Origin of the sequence: Loigolactobacillus binensis (assembly GCF_005405165.1) — a bacterium.
In the GTDB taxonomy this organism is placed as follows: domain Bacteria; phylum Bacillota; class Bacilli; order Lactobacillales; family Lactobacillaceae; genus Loigolactobacillus; species Loigolactobacillus binensis.
Genome location: NZ_BJDN01000011.1, coordinates 68,474 through 84,132, shown reverse-complemented (window position 1 = coordinate 84,132; position 15,659 = coordinate 68,474). Strand labels below are relative to the sequence as shown.

Here is a 15,659-nt window from a genome sequence, read left to right as displayed (position 1 = left end):
ACAACAAATGCGGACCAAACCAAGTAAAAAAACAGCATTAGAAGTTAAATAACTTCTAATGCTGTAAAATTGACTATCAACAGGATTTGACAGAGAGCCTATTTTTATAATTCATCTTCAGATAATGCTTTTTCTGGTCGCATAGTTGGGAATAATTGGACATCGCGAATTGAATCAACATCCGTTAGCAACATTACTAACCGATCAATCCCAATTCCTAGACCACCAGTTGGCGGCATACCATATTCCAAAGCCTCTACGTAATCTTCGTCGATACCGTGAGCTTCGTCATTACCTTCTTCACGCTCTGTTGCCTGGGCCTCAAAGCGTTCCTTTTGATCAATAGGATCGTTTAATTCAGTAAAGGCGTTTGCGTACTCACCGCCATGAATAAATAATTCAAAACGTTGAACGAAACGTGGGTCTTTAGGATCCTTTTTAGCCAATGGTGAAATTTCAATTGGATGGCCGTACACAAAAGTTGGCTGAGTCAAAGTATCTTCAACAAAATCTTCAAAAAAGGCATTGATGATGTGTCCAACTTGCCACCATTCTTCATACTTAACTTCATGCTCGTCGGCTAATTTCTGAGCCTGTGCGACAGTCATTTCTGGCCAGAAATCAACACCAGTCTTTTCCTTGATCAAGTCAACCATGTGTGCACGGGCAAACGGTTTATCTAAGTCAATAGGCTGGCCCTGATAAGTGATCTGGCCTGTTCCGTTAACTTTTTGGGCCGCAAAGCGCACGATGCCTTCAGTTTCATCCATTACATCGCCAAGATCCCAATAAGCAGCATAGGTTTCTAGCATGGTAAACTCAGGGTTATGCTTAGTATCGATCCCTTCATTCCGGAAAACCCGGCCAATTTCATAAACACGTTCCATACCACCAACGATCAAGCGTTTGAGATGCAACTCTAAAGCAATCCGCAAATACAGGTCGATGTTTAATGCATTATGATGGGTGATAAAAGGCCGCGCTGAAGCACCACCAGCCTGGGTATGTAAAACTGGTGTTTCTACTTCGATAAATTGGTTATTATCTAAATACTCACGTACTGCCGAAACGATCTTGCTCCGCTTCATGAAGCGTTCAAAACTATCCCGGTTAGCGATCAAGTCCAAATAACGTTGCCGGTATTTCTGTTCAACATTTTGTAAACCATGGTATTTATCAGGTAAAGGCCGCAATGCCTTCGTCAAAAAAGTAACGTGATTAGCACGAACCGTTAATTCACCAGTATCAGTTTTCATAACATCGCCGGTGATCCCCATGATGTCCCCTAAATCTGAGCGTTTGAAAATATGGTAATTTTCTTCACCAACACGGTCTTTACGGACATAGACTTGAATCCGGCCGTCACGGTCAGCAAAATCTGCAAAACCGACCTTGCCCTTGCCCCGTTTAGTCATCATCCGGCCAGCAATCGTTACCACATGTTCTTCGGCCTCTAATTGCTCTTTTGATTCATCTGCATATTGCGTGCGAATCTGCTGACTCGTTGCATCGCGCTCAAAACGCTGACCAAAGGGATCAATCCCCTCTTCACGCAATTCATCCATTTTCTCGCGGCGAACCCGCAATTGGTCATTCATTTCAGTCGGTTTTTGACCGTTCTTAGCCACTATAATTCCTCCATTTCAACGTCACACATATCTATATTCTGCCGATTTCCCACTTAAATTGCAAGCCTATTTTAGTTGGCATTGCAAAAAAGCGGTGGCACACAACAAAAGCTAACCCCAGTATTATTTAGTCCGTTGTAACTCACGTGCTTCAGCTTGCTCCACAAAAGCATCTAAAATTGAATCCACCTCAGCCTCAGCTTCAGCCCGGTTAACGGCGACTTTGGTTTTAGCTGCTCGGGAGATTCCCTTTAAATAGTAGGCCGAAGAAGTCCGAAATTCGTGGACGCCAGTTCGTTCACCCTTTAACGCTACTAAGCGATGTAAATGTGCTTTTGCAGTGATAATTTTTTGCCAGGGCGTTGGTTCAGGCAATAGGACCCCATCCGCTAAATATTCTGCTGTTTGCTTTAAGATCCAGGGATTACCTAACGCCGCGCGGCCGATCATGACCGCATTGCAACCGACTTCGTCTAACATTCGTTTAGCATCTTCAGGTGTACGCACATCCCCATTACCCATAAATGGGATTGTAATATGGTCCCGCACATCCTTTAGAATATTCCAATCAGCGTGTCCACTGTACATTTGTTTACGGGTCCGCCCATGCATGGCTAACGCTGCGGCTCCAGCGCGTTCGGCCGCCTGCGCGTTTTTCACAGCATAGATATGATCTTCATCCCAGCCCGTCCGCATTTTCACGGTTACGGGTTTGCTGACAGCGGCCGTTACTGCAGCCACCATTTCGTATACCTTATCTGGATCCAGCAGCCAGCGCGCACCAGCATCCGTTTTAACCACTTTATTTACGGGGCAACCCATATTGATATCAATAATATCAGCACTGGTATTTTGGTCGACAAACTGTGCGGCCGCCACCAAAGTTTCCTTAGTGCCCCCAAAGATCTGCACACTAACCGGATGCTCGGTTGGATCAACGAACAACATGCTTAGGGTTTTAGTATTGTGGTGTAAAATACCACGATCACTGATCATTTCGCAAACTACCAAACCAGCACCAAATTGCCGGCAAATGACCCGAAACGCAGCATTTGTGATCCCAGCCATCGGGGCAACAACAACCTGATTAGGGATTTTAACATTACCGATCTGCCATTCCATTTTATTTGACCACCTTTAATTTAAAATTCAGCACACCTGAAAAAGCTATTCATTCACGAACAAACCGCTTTTCAAGTTTATCTACGTTAACTTAGTTCAAAATAATAGGCTAGATTTTGCTAAGAACATCTTTTGTATCATAGCACAAAATACGAAGCACGAAAACCGACTAGCTCACCTGTTTCTGAAAAAAGAGTCGACCAACTAAGTGATCGACTCTTCTACCATTGCTTAAGCTTCGTAGTTATCTTTTAATTTCTGCAACTCAGCGGCACTAAATTGATACTTCTGACCACAGAAATGGCAAACCGCCTCAGCACCATGATCCTCATCGATCATGGCCTGGATCTCCGCTGGCTTTAGTGCAGCGATTGCTTTACCAAAACGTTCTTTAGAACAATCACACTTAAAAGCCACTGGTAATTTTTCAAGAACTTCTAGATCAGCACCAAAAATTGCCTGTAAAATTTGTTCTGGCGTTTGTCCTTGACGTAACGACTCAGAAACCAACGGGATCGTCTTCAATTTAGCCTCCAGATCGGTAGCGACATCAGCAGCGGCACCAGGCATCATTTCAATTAAAAAACCGCCAGCTACTTCAACCGTATTATCAGGATTCACAAAAACTGAAACACCAACGGCCGAGGGAATCTGTTCCGAGGCCGCCATATAATAAGTGAAATCATCGCCAAGTTCGCCAGACACAATGGGGGTCTGGCCGGTAAACGGTTGCGCAAGGCCAAGATCCTTGGTTACAGCGATCGTACCCTTTGTGCCTACCGCACCGCGAACATCAATGTGCTGGTTTGCATTTAATGGTAAATGGACATGCGGATTTTGAATATAGCCTTTAACGCTACCCTGAGCATTACCATCCGCAACAATGGCACCAGCTGGTCCATCACCTAGTACTTTAACGGTCATTTTCTGTTCATCCTGTAAACCGGCGGTACTCATCAATAAAGTTGCCACTAAAGTGCGACCAAGGGCAGCCGACGAAGCACTCCAAGTATCATGACGTTGCTGTGCTTCTGCTACAACGCCGCTGGCATCAACTGCATAGGCGCGAACAGTTCCATTATAGGCCATGCTTTTAACTAAATAATCACTCATAATTACTTTTTGCTCCTTTTCAGTTAACGAGGCTAGCCCCTAAAGCTGCTTTATCAATAAAGTTCAACAGTTTTAGTGTAGCCGGTGCTAATTTTGCCAAAACGAAAGGCTGGAACAATTGCTCCAGCCTTTGGTTTTATGCTTTATGATCTGATTGCGAATCAGCTTGGTCAGCGTTAGAAGCCGCGCTAGACTGTGATGCTGCTGCAGAATCAGCAGTAGAACTAGCAGAGGAAGCTGGTTCTTCCGATTCTGGTGCTGCTGAATCAGTTGAATCCGCATTTTGTTTATCTTCTGCTTGTTTAGCCGCATCTTGACGTTCCAATTCTTGCTTGGATTGTTCAAAAGTTGCCGCCTTTTCGCTTGGAAACTCTGGTGAACCTGCTTCATCAGGCATTTCACCAGTATTGAACAAGCTAAGAATTTGCTTTTCATTCAAAGTCTCACGCTTGAGCAATTCTTCGGCAATCAATTTATGTTGCGCACGATGGGCCTGAATAATTTCGTAAGCCTGTTGATGCGCTTCGTTCATGATCCGCCGAACTTCATCATCAATGGCGGTTGCCGTCGCTTCAGAGTATGGCCGAACACCAAATTCAGTTTGTTGCATTGCTGGACCTTCATACTGAATGTCGCCTAACTTAGCGCTCATCCCATATTGTGTCACCATCGCCCGTGCTAATTGTGTTGCTTGTTCAAAGTCATTGGAAGCCCCAGTTGACTGCGTACCAAAAATGATTTCTTCAGCAGTCCGACCACCCAGTAAGCCAACCAATTGCTCAGTCAATTCCTTCTTAGTCATCAAGAATTGATCTTCACGCGGTAACATGATTGCGTAACCACCGGCGCGGCCACGTGGTACGATCGTAACTTTACGGACGATCCGTGAATCACTTAAAACCAAACCAGCGATCGTATGACCGGCTTCATGGTAAGCCACCATCGTCCGTTCTTTCGGACTGATCACTCGATCACGCTTAGCAGGACCAGCGATAACGCGATCTTCGGCTTCATCAACATCGGAAGCATCGATCTTCTTCTTATCGCGCCGAGCCGCTACTAAAGCAGCTTCGTTCAATAAGTTTTCTAGATCCGCCCCAACGAAACCAGGAGTTGTCCGGGCCAAAACTTTCAAATCAACATCGTCAGCCAATGGTTTATTTTTGGCGTGAACTTTCAAGATTGCTTCACGACCCTTAACGTCAGGGCTACCGACTAAGATCTTCCGGTCAAAGCGGCCTGGACGTAGTAAGGCTGGATCAAGAACATCAGAACGGTTAGTTGCCGCAATGACAATAACCCCTTCACTACCAGTAAAACCATCAAGTTCCACTAACAATTGGTTCAAGGTTTGTTCACGTTCATCGTGACCGCCACCAACACCGCTGCCACGTTTACGGCCAACGGCATCGATTTCATCAATAAAGATGATCGCTGGTGCGCTCTTTTTAGCTTGTTCAAACAAGTCACGCACACGACTAGCACCAACACCGACGAACATTTCAACAAAGTCAGAACCAGAGATTGAGAAGAATGGCACGCCAGCTTCACCGGCTACGGCTTTCGCCAGTAAAGTTTTACCAGTACCAGGAGGGCCCTCCAACAAGACACCGGCTGGTATGCGGGCACCTAGAGAAACAAATTTTCGGGGATCCTTCAAGAACTCAACGACTTCGACTAATTCTTGCTTCTCTTCTTCAGCACCAGCTACATCAGAGAAGCGGACTTTATTAGCCTTTTTATCGGCTGGTTTAACCTTAGATTTACCAAAGTTCATCACCCGATTGTTGCCGCCACCTTGACCAGCTTGCCCCATCATCATATAGAAGAAGAAAATGATCATCACTAGTGGTAAGGCGTACAACAAGATCTGAATCCAGAAACCACTAGATTCTTCGGCCTTAGTGTCCATCTTAATATTATTCTTTTCAGCTAAGCGGGCCACTTGGGCAACTTGTGAATCACTATCCAACATGACCGTTGTAAAGCTTTTAACACTTGTCTTTGAGTTTGACGTTAAGCCAAATCCACCGCTGTTTGAGGAAACTTTTTGCGCTTTGCGATAGTCACCGGTGATCTTATAGACACCATTATTTGGCTGTACACTAAAGTCTTTAATTTTGTTACTCTTCAATTGGCTGACAAATTCGCTAGACTGTAGTTCTTTCGACTGTGAATTTGATTGCCCGTTTGAGAAGAAGTAGATGATCCCAATCAAACTTAGGAAGATAACAATATAAAACAGACTATTGCGAAAAAGTCCATTTCGCTTATTATTCATACGTGACCTCCGTTTCCGAATTGCTATCAATTTTAAAAATGATACCTTGTCATATCATTTCAGTTATTGATGATAGCATATTTGACTTTCATTGACTATTATTTCGTTTGATAAACTGCTGATTTTAAAATACCAATATACGGTAAATTACGGTATTGTTCCGCATAATCCAATCCGTAGCCGACCAAGAATGCGTTAGGTACTTTAAAGCCAACATAATCAGCATGAACGGGGACCACCCGTGTTTCTGGCTTATTCAGTAGCGTACAGATCTTAACCGACTTGGCCTGACGGTATTTCAGTAGATCAACTAAGTAATTCAGGGTCCGCCCAGTGTCCACAATATCTTCAACGATCAAAACATCGCGGTCTTTGATCGGCGTATCAAGATCTTTAATGATCTTAACTTCACCTGTTGACTGTGTTCCACCTTGATAACTCGATACGTCTAGAAAATCCATTTCCAAATGCGTATCGATCTGGCGAACCAAATCAGCCATAAATAGCATTGCACCCTTTAAAACACAGATCACTAAGGGATTTTTACCTGCATAGTCGGTGGTGATTTGTGCCCCTAAACGTTCCGTTACCTGGGCAATTGCTGCTTGATCGTACAGAATACGTTCAATATCCTGATGCATCAGTAAACTCCTCTCCCGCTTACAATAAGTTATGACTAAACGATAAGTTAGTCATCATTTAGCTTGTTTGCTTTTTAATAATTAGTCTGTAATGTATTTTATCAGTTTGTTGCGGGTTAAACAATTGTGATCGTTTAATTCCTAGTAACCACAACACGAGATTTTGTTGTGTTGCGATCAACCATAACTGCTCACGTTCTTGTTGAGGCACCTTCTTATCACTTAAAATTCGTTTGATTTTCTGGTGGCCGTGCCGCAATGGCAGCCGATCTCCGGCCTGCCGGTGACGAATGATCAACGGTAATTCCGCAGGCGCCAACCAAACCTCTAAACACGCACTACCGGTGGGTAACGCCTGGGTAGCTGCCTGCAAACCAATTTGCCACGGTCCGGCTTGAATCGTTGTGCCCGGCCACAACTCAAAATTAGGAGTAACCACTGCAGCTGGCCGCGGTGCAATGGTGAAATAGTGGTAACTTTTAACCAGTTGCCAAGTGCCTGCTAAAGCTAACTGGCCTTGCGGACGCTCACTTTGTAAAAGTTGAAGCAGCTCGTTTTTTTGCCGTTGCTTAACTGGGTTGCCTGTAGCCACTAATAATCGGGTCAGTAGGCGCGTTAGTGCTAAATACCGCACATCAGTAGTCATTTGCTGCCAGGCTGCTAACTCACCATAATAGCCCGGCGTTAAGAAATGCCCGCTGGCTATCAAAAGCGCATCCATTTGGTGCTGATTCACACGGAGCAATCGCTGTAACTGTTGCGCATATGCTGTAGCGTGCTCAGCTGCCAACGGCTGTATTTGCTTTAATTCTGGAACAACGTGCTGCCGCAAACGATTCCGTGTCAGTGCTGTGTCTTGATTGGTCTTATCTTCAAAATAAGTTAGTTGGCGTTGCGTAACATAATTACGAATTTGTTGCCGCGTAAACGGTAATAGTGGCCGTACCAACGTGGCCTGCTGAAACGGTCGCGTTGGCGCAATTGCGGTCAACTGCTGAATATCCCCACCACGGATCAACCGCATCAACATTGTTTCAAGCTGATCGTCGGCGTGGTGCGCCGTTAACAACACTGGAATCCGGTGCTGCTGCAAAACTTGAGCAAAAAAAGTATACCGAAATTGGCGCGCCGCCGCTTCTGTACCATGTTGCGGATGTGCCGCTACTGGCCATTTTGTTTGATACAATGGCCAACCGTGTGCTGCACAATACTGGGTTAAGAAGGCTGCCTCCTGCACACTAGCCGCGCGTAATTGATGATTAACGTGAACAACATTGATCTGTGGGCGCAGCGTTACCGGTAAATGGGCTAATAGATCCAGTAAGGCCATCGAATCCGCACCAGTCGATACGGCAACTAGTACCGGCGTACCCGCCGGCCATAATTGTAGCCGCCGAACATGCGCCCTAAATTCATTTTGCACAAACCCACCCCCAAAAAATAGTCAACTAAAAAAACGAGCTCAGGCTAGCCCGAACTCGTTGACTGTTTATTAGCTACGGCGACCGCCACGGCCACCACGCTTACCTTCAGTATTGCGCTTTAAGTCAGTTAAACGTGCTTCACTGTCTTTAAGAAAATCGGATAAAAGATCGTCAAAGTCTTCCTTTTTGGTTTCCTGGAAATGGCGCCGACCACCGCCAGCACGCCCTTGTGTATGCGTGTTGTTGTGATTAGAGCGATTTTGCCGTGGATTAGAATCATTCGAACGATGTGGTGCGTGATGATTTGTGTGTTCTTGATGTTCGGAAGCTGGCTTATCAACTGCTTTACGAATTGATAAACCAATCTTACCGTCATCACCAACGGACATGACCTTAACTGTGACTTCATCGCCGACTGTTAGGACATCATGAATATCTTTAACATAACTATCCGAAATTTCACTAATATGAACTAGGCCTGTCTTCCGATTACCTAAATCGATAAACGCACCAAAATTCGTGATTCCAGAAACCTTACCAGAAACTTTAGCTCCGACTTCAATTGACATAAAAAAGTTTTTCCTCCTTAAATCATGTACTCATAAGTATAGCACAGGAAAGGTCGGTTGCAAGCGTCTCGCTCGGGTTTATTTTGCTGAGATCGTCGGGGCTTTATCCTGTGGCAAACTATAAATAGTTTCGTTTCCTTTTGAATAATAGTACTTTTGACGAATCACTTGCTGTAAATAATCGTCATTTTTTAGTTGACTTTCTTTAAGTTTTAATTCGCGCTGCCGTGCCTTGGTTTTTTTTAACTTCACTTGCCGCGTTGCTAGCTGCTGATTGGTAGTTGCTAGTGAACGGTGCGCTTGATAAATCTGTACGCCACACACCAGAAAGACGACTGCCAGCACACCAAGTATCAGCATGATCCGCCGTTTATGCACATGCTGAACGTACTTGGCCCGTGCCTGCTTTTGCTGCCGTACACGCGCAATCTCCGCATATGGGTCAATTTTTGTCTGCTTATTAATTGTTGCTTTTTTCTTAGTAAGCAGCATAACCGCATCCCTCTTTCATCACTATATGGTTGATTTAGTCAAGCTATTGGTAAAATAACCTTTATTTTCAGCTAATTCTACCCAAAGTATAGCAAGCTTTCGCGGCAGTGTCCACGTAGAAACAGATAATATTTCATAAAAGTAGATCAGCATTAATTATTTTTGCGATCACTTAGTAAGTAGTGTCAAACGGCAGTTAGATTTTTGCCGTGTTGCCGCTAAAGTACTGAATAAGCTAGCTCCCAGGTACAGCAATAACAAGCCAGCTAAACTTAAAATTTCTCAGCAAAAGTTTCAGAAACAATTTCGTACATTTCTTCAGCAGCATCCTTTTTAGTGGTTTCAAATAAGGCCTTGACCTTGACCGTCAACGTTTTATTACCAAATTTGATGGTAACAACATCACCGACCGCCACATCTGTGGATGATTTAGCAACTTTATCATTGATCAAGATCCGCCCTTTATCGGCGATCTCCTTAGCAACCGTCCGTCGTTTAATGATCCGCGAAACTTTTAAGAATTTATCTAAACGCATAATATTCGCTCCTATTCATAATTAAGGTTATTTTTCAACGAAAAATTGATTTTCGTCACGGATGTCCTTCCGCTCTAAGCCGCAAAAAATGCGGCAAGGCGGACAGGCTCCTATTCATAATTAAGGTTATTTTTCAATATACAAGTTGTTACGCCTACGATTATTCTACTAATTTTGCCGGTTATTTAAATCGGCGTAAAAATTTTTTACCTAAGGGTAGTGCTAGCCATTCACGGACGGTCAATAACCGCAATTGACGTGCCCAAAAAAGGAACCACCCACCACCTAGTAAGATACAGACAAAAACAACTCCGCCGGTGGCAAGGCGACCTGGCTGCAACCAAGTGCTAAGCAACATAAACAACAGACGCACTAACACGGTCATTGTTCCGGCACACGCCACTAGCTTCAATAAAAAGAAGTGACGAACCAGCGCCTGGCGCAAATAGCTACGGGAACGCCACCAAATCAAGCCAAACATTACTGCTAGCGCCAGAATCGTGATCGCACTAGCCCCATTAATTTGCCACCGGCGCACCGCCCAGCCGTTAAATAATAATTTAACCACTAAACCAACTACCAATGCCAGTGTTGGTAAGCGATACTCACCTAAGCTTTGAAAAACGCTACTATAACTGGAGATCAATGCCATTAAAATAATGCTCAGCATATATATTGCCAGCGCCAGATCGCCTTCCGTATTGCCAAATAACAGCCGATTCACTCCTGGCATCAAGGCGATCAAACCGCCGGCTGCGGCTACCGAAAAAGCAAAACTCAAGTGGATCATCATCACGGCCTGGCGGTAGAATTCATTGCGCCGCTTGCGCTGTAAAGCACGAGTCAGACTAGGTAGTAACGATGTCGCTAAAGCCGTCGCCAAAACCAACCCTAACTGAACTAAAGGCTGACCGCGATCATACACCCCTTTTAAACTTTTAGCCGCAGCTTGGCCTAAGCCCGCCACCACTAAATTATTTTTCACGGAAAAAGAATCTAATAGTTGTAACAAAACGATCAAGGAAGCAAATAGGCATAAGGAACCCCCTTCGGCTAAAAAGCGCCGCAACAGATCCCGGTAACGCGGCACGCTCACTTGAGTAACCGCCACTTGGACGCGCGGCCGCCGCCACCAAAAGTAGGCCAACACGCTACTTGCGGCAACAGCCCCAAAAACAGCACCGCTCATCGCCCAAGCACCCATTTTATAAACCGTCCAATGGGCGCGTACCGCCCAAACCGCAGCGATCAAGATCACGGCCACCCGGACTATTTGTTCAGCAACCTGGGATAAGGCTGTGGGGATCATACTGAATTGTCCTTGGAAAAAACCGCGACTAAGAGCCAACCAAGGCATGAACAGAAACATCCACGCCACCGCATCGATCAATGGTACCAACTGCAGATCACCCATTGCTTGCGCGATCCAGGAAGCACCTATTTGCAAACCGATAAAAACTAGTGCCGACAACAAAGCTAGTAGTAACGCACTGCGCCGTAAAATTTCACGCTGCCACCCAAGATCAGTTTGTTCAGCGATCAATTTAGAAATAAATACCGGCAACCCGGATAACGCAAAGGTCATACCGATCCCGTATAACGGATAAATTTGCTGATAAACATAAAAACCAGTATTACCGACTAAATTCTGAAAAGGAACGCGATAGACAGCACTGAGCACTTTAGCGATAAATGCCGCTAAAGAAAGAATAAAGGCACCATTGACCATATGTTTCATTTGTTTATTCTGCATACGCACGCCTCAGGCAGGAGCAGTTTGCTGCACGATCGCAGCTAACCCTTTAAGAAATTGTGTCAGTTCAATAAGCCAATCGGCCTGCTGCATTTTTGGCTGGATGATCAACGCGACCACCAGTTTATCTTCTGCCATTTTCACCGTCGCCTTTAATTTAGTTCTACTCAACGCTTTGAAAACATCTTCTGGCGCAATTTGGCGTGTTCCCTGCGCAGATAACTTAACTTGCAGTTGGCTATCCAAATGTCGAACCCGTTCAACTAGCGCTTGGTCAGCATACACTTTCAGTAAACCGATTGCCAGTAAATGAGCCACTGCATCTGGATAATCGCCGAAACGATCAAAAAGATCTGCCTGTAATTCTTCTAGATCAGCCGCGCTAGTCAGCTCGCGCACTCGCTTATACAATTCAATTTTTTGTCGTTGATCATTAATATATTCGGTGGGCAAATAGGCTTCGATCCCCAAATCAATTTCCGCATCACTTTTAACTTGCGCCACCTTACCTTGCTTTTGGGCAACGGCATCGGCTAACATTTGTGAATACAGATCGTACCCAACTGAATCAATGAAACCATGCTGTTGCTTACCTAATAAGTTACCGGCACCACGAATCGACAGATCGCGCATCGCAATTTTAAATCCAGAACCTAATTCGGTGAAGTCGCGAATCGCCGCTAAGCGCTTTTCACTGACTTCGGTCAGCACTTTATCTTGACGATACATGAAGTAAGCATAGCCCACCCGACTACTACGTCCGACCCGGCCCCGCAATTGATATAACTGGGCCAAGCCCATATGATCGGCATCCTCAACAAACAAGGTGTTAACGTTAGGCATATTGACACCATTTTCAATGATCGTGGTCGTGACGATCACATCATATTGACCGTGCACAAATTCATACAGTGTGTTCTCCATTTGCGCTTCCGTCATTTGACCGTGAGCATAGGTAACACTGGCCGCCGGGACTAGCGCCTCAATGTTGGCCACCGTACGTTCAATATCCTCCACGCGATTGTGTAAGTAGAAAACTTGGCCGCCCCGCGCTAATTCCCGTTGAATGCCAGAACGCAAAGCACCAGCATTTTGCTCCATGACATAGGTTTGAACTGGATAGCGATTGGCTGGCGGCGTTTCAATCACAGAAAGATCACGTACGCCCACCATCGACATGTTCAACGTCCGTGGAATTGGCGTCGCCGTCATGGTTAAAACGTCTACGTTAGCGCGCAAAGTTTTCAGCCGTTCTTTAGCCTTGACCCCAAAACGCTGCTCTTCATCCACTACCAGCAACCCTAGATCATGAAAATCAACATCTTTAGATAAAATACGGTGCGTACCGATCACAATATCAGCTTGGCCACTTTTGATGGCAGCCAAGGACGCATGGATCTGCTTCGTCGTCCGAAAACGCGATAGTAATTCAACTTGTACCGGAAAATCGGCAAAGCGCTGTAACATGGTATCAAAATGTTGCTGCGCTAAAATTGTTGTGGGAACCAGAAAGGCGGCCTGTTTGCCATCCTGAACTGCTTTAAAAATAGCCCGCAAAGCAACCTCAGTTTTACCAAAGCCAACATCCCCCACTAAAAGGCGATCCATCGGCTTTTCTCGTTCCATATCGTGTTTGATCTCGGCCACACTACGTAGCTGATCAGCGGTTTCGGTATAAGGAAAGGCATCCTCAAATTCACGTTGATAATCATTATCTGGAGAAAAAGCAAATCCCTTTTCAGCTTCCCGTTGGGCGTAAAGCTCAATTAAATCATCCGCAATATCTTCGATTTTTGAACTAACTTTACGTTTAGTTTTTGCCCATTCACTGCCGCCTAATTTATTGATCCGCGGCGTTTTACCTTCAGAGGCAACATACTTTTGGACCATATTCAGCTGACTGACTGGAATAAATAACTTATCGTTACCTTGATACAAAATCGTAATGTAGTCTTGGTGCGCACCGTCTACTTCTAAAGTTTGCATGCCAACATATTTACCGATCCCATGATTCACGTGAACCACGTAGTCACCAGGATTTAATTCGTTATAACTTTTGATCCGTTCCGCGTTGGCCAAAGTTTGCCGTCGAACCCGCTTTTTTACCGGTTGATTAAACAATTCCTTTTCGGTGATCACTACCAGGTTAGCGTCTGGCAGCTCGAAACCATTTTGCAAGCTAGTCGCAACAATCTGCACTTGCTGTGGCTGTAACGTAGCCTCCTTGGCTAACACCGCCTTGATTTTAAAATCACGTAAAATATTACCAACACGTTCCCGGCGTTCATCATCACCAACCATGACCACAACGGTTTGCTGCTGTGCCTGCCACCGGTCAATTTCCGCCTTAAACAGCGGCATTTGGCCAAAAAACTGCTGCATATCCCGGTTTTGTAGGTCCAGGATCTGATCTAACCGTAAATTTCCCATTCCTTTTTGAAACAAGGTCAGGTAGATATGGGTATGTTTATTTTTACGTAAAAGACCCTTTAGATCTTGGTGGCTTGTTTGACTGTGCAACATGCGCTGAGCGGCGATTTCTTCAGCCACCCATTGGTCACTGTCAGCAGCCAGTTCGGTTTCACTTTCCTGCATCCGCGGATAGTCATCTAAGACGATCAGCCCATCTGCTGGTAAATAAGTGGTTAAATTAGCCGCCGGTGTATAGATCATATCCCGGTAACGCACTAATTCTGGCGTCACTTCACCTTTTTCCAGTGCGGTGATCAACGGTAACAAATTATTTTTTAAGACGGTCTGTGCGCTGGCTTCCTTTAATGTAGCTAGTTCCGCCTGATACGCTTTCTTCACACGTGGCGCTGCCTGTTGCAACAAAGCAGGCGTCACCAAAAAGTCGGTTGCCGGCAACAAGGTGAACGCATTTAAATTCTCAATGCTCCGTTGACTACCAGCTTCAAAATAACGTAAAGAGTCGACCTCAGTATCAAACAAATCGATTCGCACTGGATTGGCGGTATTTAAAGGATAAATATCAATAATATCCCCCCGCATGGCAAATTCACCCGGCCGCCCCACTAATTGTTCCCGCGTATAGCCCATTCCGACTAATTGCTGGCGTAGCTGCAAAGGGTCTAATTGTCCACCAGGTTTAATGGTCAGCGCGCTGGCCCGCCATAAATCTGGTGACGGCAACAATTGCCGGATTCCTGCTAATGACGCAACGACGATGCCCGGCTGCTGTTGCGCCAGAAAAGTAAGCGCCTGAACGCGCTCACTACGATATTCTGGCGAGCTCACTGCCACCTGGGCCGCCATGACCTCATCCACGGGAAATAGATGAACTTGGGTCTCTGGCAATAAGTTAGTCAGATCATCCACCAACTGACTGGCATTAAACAAGCTATTAGTCACCACTAACAGGGGTTGCTTCTTAGCACGTAACACTGCACTTAGCAGCAATGAACGCGCCGAATCCTGCAGGCCAGTGACTAATTGGCGACTGTGGGGGGTCACTTGACCTAACCAAGTTTTAATTTTAGGGGCTTGTAAAAGCAGTTCTGTTAAATCCATAATTATCCTTTCCGATTGTACTGATTCATGACCTGCATGAAACCAGCACCTTGTACCCAAGCTTCCAACGCTGCAATTGCCGTATCAATACTTTGATCAACTAAAGGGCGCGTGGTGGCACTAAAAGGCGTCAACACCCAATCAACCACACTTTGCCGCTGGGGGTGGCCCGTGCCGATCCGCACCCGATTAAAATCAGAAGTCCGTAAGAAACTGATCAGGCTTTTAATACCATTATGCCCACCAGCGGATCCGTGTTGCCGCAGGCGTAGCCCACCAGGTACGAGATCCATGTCATCATAAACGATCATCAACTCATCCATCTGGATCTGATAATAAGTCATTAACGGTTTAACCGCCCGCCCAGAATCATTCATGAAAGTTTGTGGTTTAACTAAAAAGACTTTTTCACCATTTTCAAAATAAGTGGCGTAGTTAGCTTCAAATTGATTGTGGCTAAAAGTGACCTGATGCTGCGCCGCCATTCGGTCCACCGTCATAAAGCCAACATTATGTTTCGTGTGTAAATACTTTTGTCCAGGATTACCTAAACCAACAATCATTTTCAT

The 15,659-nt window shown here is 45.2% G+C and carries 12 protein-coding genes; all 12 read right to left on the bottom strand.

Going from position 1 to position 15,659, the window contains the following annotated elements; all coding sequences use genetic code 11:
• Positions 1-104: 104 nt before the first annotated feature.
• The 12 genes from lysS to pth all read right to left on the bottom strand — a co-directional run bounded on the left by lysS (position 105) and on the right by pth (position 15,659).
• Positions 105-1,598 (bottom strand): lysine--tRNA ligase, encoded by a 1,494-nt coding sequence (gene lysS, locus FFM78_RS06885; protein ID WP_171001858.1) that lies wholly within the window; start codon positions 1,596-1,598, stop codon positions 105-107.
• Between the two features lie 153 nt (positions 1,599-1,751).
• Complete coding sequence (gene dusB, locus FFM78_RS06880) at positions 1,752-2,750, bottom strand: tRNA dihydrouridine synthase DusB (protein ID WP_137637711.1); 999 nt, start codon at positions 2,748-2,750, stop codon at positions 1,752-1,754.
• 231 nt (positions 2,751-2,981) lie between these two features.
• Positions 2,982-3,863, bottom strand: a complete 882-nt coding sequence (hslO, locus tag FFM78_RS06875; protein WP_137637710.1) for an Hsp33 family molecular chaperone HslO — start codon at positions 3,861-3,863, stop codon at positions 2,982-2,984.
• A 136-nt stretch (positions 3,864-3,999) separates the two neighbouring features.
• Positions 4,000-6,144 carry an ATP-dependent zinc metalloprotease FtsH gene (gene ftsH / locus FFM78_RS06870; RefSeq protein ID WP_137637709.1) on the bottom strand — a complete coding sequence of 715 codons (2,145 nt, stop codon included), beginning with the start codon at positions 6,142-6,144 and terminating at the stop codon, positions 4,000-4,002.
• Positions 6,145-6,242: 98 nt separating this feature from the next.
• Positions 6,243-6,785 (bottom strand): hypoxanthine phosphoribosyltransferase, encoded by a 543-nt coding sequence (gene hpt, locus FFM78_RS06865; protein ID WP_137637708.1) that lies wholly within the window; start codon positions 6,783-6,785, stop codon positions 6,243-6,245.
• A gap of 58 nt (positions 6,786-6,843) precedes the next feature.
• On the bottom strand, positions 6,844-8,208 hold the full coding sequence (tilS, locus tag FFM78_RS06860; protein WP_137637707.1) for a tRNA lysidine(34) synthetase TilS: 1,365 nt from the start codon (positions 8,206-8,208) through the stop codon (positions 6,844-6,846).
• Between the two features lie 69 nt (positions 8,209-8,277).
• The gene (locus FFM78_RS06855; RefSeq protein WP_137637706.1) at positions 8,278-8,778 is read right to left on the bottom strand and encodes a S1 domain-containing RNA-binding protein; all 501 of its coding nucleotides are present in this window, start codon (positions 8,776-8,778) and stop codon (positions 8,278-8,280) included.
• 78 nt (positions 8,779-8,856) lie between these two features.
• A complete protein-coding gene (locus tag FFM78_RS06850; RefSeq protein ID WP_137637705.1) occupies positions 8,857-9,270 on the bottom strand; it encodes an FtsB family cell division protein in 414 nt (137 codons plus the stop codon).
• Between the two features lie 272 nt (positions 9,271-9,542).
• Positions 9,543-9,806, bottom strand: coding sequence for an RNA-binding S4 domain-containing protein (locus FFM78_RS06845; protein WP_137637704.1), 264 nt, complete (start codon positions 9,804-9,806; stop codon positions 9,543-9,545).
• A 181-nt stretch (positions 9,807-9,987) separates the two neighbouring features.
• A complete protein-coding gene (locus tag FFM78_RS06840) occupies positions 9,988-11,559 on the bottom strand; it encodes a putative polysaccharide biosynthesis protein (protein ID WP_137637703.1) in 1,572 nt (523 codons plus the stop codon).
• A gap of 9 nt (positions 11,560-11,568) precedes the next feature.
• On the bottom strand, positions 11,569-15,090 hold the full coding sequence (mfd, locus tag FFM78_RS06835; protein ID WP_137637702.1) for a transcription-repair coupling factor: 3,522 nt from the start codon (positions 15,088-15,090) through the stop codon (positions 11,569-11,571).
• A 2-nt stretch (positions 15,091-15,092) separates the two neighbouring features.
• Positions 15,093-15,659: an aminoacyl-tRNA hydrolase gene (gene pth, locus FFM78_RS06830; RefSeq protein WP_137637701.1), complete on the bottom strand. Its 567-nt coding sequence runs from the start codon at positions 15,657-15,659 to the stop codon at positions 15,093-15,095.

Bases quoted from the DNA above. Each gene is read 5' to 3' on its own strand.
- mfd (WP_137637702.1), bottom strand. From the start codon at position 15,090: ATGGATTTAACAGAACTGCTTTTACAAGCCCCTAAAATTAAAACTTGG.
- FFM78_RS06855 (WP_137637706.1), bottom strand. From the start codon at position 8,778: ATGTCAATTGAAGTCGGAGCTAAAGTTTCTGGTAAGGTTTCTGGAATC.
- pth (WP_137637701.1), bottom strand. From the start codon at position 15,659: ATGAAAATGATTGTTGGTTTAGGTAATCCTGGACAAAAGTATTTACAC.
- ftsH (WP_137637709.1), bottom strand. From the start codon at position 6,144: ATGAATAATAAGCGAAATGGACTTTTTCGCAATAGTCTGTTTTATATT.
- hslO (WP_137637710.1), bottom strand. From the start codon at position 3,863: ATGAGTGATTATTTAGTTAAAAGCATGGCCTATAATGGAACTGTTCGC.
- FFM78_RS06840 (WP_137637703.1), bottom strand. From the start codon at position 11,559: ATGCAGAATAAACAAATGAAACATATGGTCAATGGTGCCTTTATTCTT.
- FFM78_RS06845 (WP_137637704.1), bottom strand. From the start codon at position 9,806: ATGCGTTTAGATAAATTCTTAAAAGTTTCGCGGATCATTAAACGACGG.
- FFM78_RS06850 (WP_137637705.1), bottom strand. From the start codon at position 9,270: ATGCTGCTTACTAAGAAAAAAGCAACAATTAATAAGCAGACAAAAATT.
- hpt (WP_137637708.1), bottom strand. From the start codon at position 6,785: ATGCATCAGGATATTGAACGTATTCTGTACGATCAAGCAGCAATTGCC.
- lysS (WP_171001858.1), bottom strand. From the start codon at position 1,598: ATGAATGACCAATTGCGGGTTCGCCGCGAGAAAATGGATGAATTGCGT.
- dusB (WP_137637711.1), bottom strand. From the start codon at position 2,750: ATGGAATGGCAGATCGGTAATGTTAAAATCCCTAATCAGGTTGTTGTT.